General features: G+C 71.5%; 1 protein-coding gene. It reads right to left on the reverse strand.

Annotation, left to right across the window (positions count from 1 at the left end):
• Positions 1-203: 203 nt before the first annotated feature.
• Positions 204-613, reverse strand: a 410-nt coding sequence (locus FK530_RS24835) for a peroxiredoxin (RefSeq protein WP_146489470.1), incomplete at its 5' end; no start/stop codon positions are given.

The raw sequence follows: 613 nt of genomic DNA on the forward strand, positions 1-613 counted from the left end.
GGCGGCAGAGGCCTTCGCCCCCTCCCAGGCACGCCACCCCAGTGGGCGCCCCCTCTACGATCCGGGGATCCTCTCCACCGCGCGCTGGGTCGCACGGACGGGGACGGCCCCGGCTCCGGGATGACCGACGAGGTCGCCCGGGGCCGGGGCCGTCTGGCGTCCGCAGACCCGGCCTGTGTGCGGGACCGGGTCGTGCCTCACTCTCAGGCGTCCAGCCCCAGGTCCCTGCGCAGGCGCGCGACATGCCCGGTGGCCTTGACGTTGTACTGGGCGAGGGCCACCGTCCCGTCGGGGTCCAGGACCACTGTGGAGCGGATGACGCCCTCGTAGGTGCGTCCGTAGTTCTTCTTCTCGCCCCACGCGCCCCACCGCTCCAGGACCTCGTGCGCGGGATCGGAGGCCAGCGGGAAGTTCAGGCCCTGCTTCTCGGTGAAGTGCTCCAGGGCGGGCAGATGGTCGGGGCTGACGCCGACGACGGTGTACCCCGCACCCCGCAGGGTGTTGAGGTTGTCCCGGAAGTCGCAGGCCTCCGTGGTGCATCCGGGTGTCGAGGCCTTGGGGTAGAAGTAGACGATGACTCCCTTGTCGGCATCGGCCAGCAGGTGGGACAGCG

It is taken from the genome of Tsukamurella conjunctivitidis (assembly GCF_007858475.1).
GTDB lineage: Bacteria > Actinomycetota > Actinomycetes > Mycobacteriales > Mycobacteriaceae > Tsukamurella > Tsukamurella conjunctivitidis.